The organism is Pontibacter sp. JAM-7, from assembly GCF_048548695.2.
In the GTDB taxonomy this organism is placed as follows: Bacteria; Pseudomonadota; Gammaproteobacteria; order Pseudomonadales; family Balneatricaceae; genus Neptuniibacter.
On record NZ_JBLYIF020000099.1, the window covers coordinates 1 to 232 of the forward strand.

Annotated in this window: 1 protein-coding gene; it reads left to right on the forward strand. The window is 46.6% G+C overall.

The genetic code is table 11. The annotated features are described in order from the left end of the window. On the forward strand, positions 1–232 hold a 232-nt coding region (locus ACFVYJ_RS13980; protein WP_463255488.1), incomplete at both ends, for an FtsX-like permease family protein.

The following is a 232-nucleotide window of genomic DNA, read 5'->3' on the forward strand; positions in this document are numbered from 1 at the left end:
ATTGTTTTTGATCGTGCTGGTGGCGGCTTTTAATATTGTTTCTACTCTGGTCATTGTGGTCACTGATAAAAAAGCGTATGTTGCGATTTTACGCACCATGGGCGCTACCGCTGGCCAGATTATGCGGATTTTTATTGTTCAGGGTACCGGTATTGGTGTGCTAGGCAAGGTACAAGGTGTTTTGCGGGGGGTGAGCCAGGCGTTGAAGATATCTTGTAAGATTGCCTGGGTT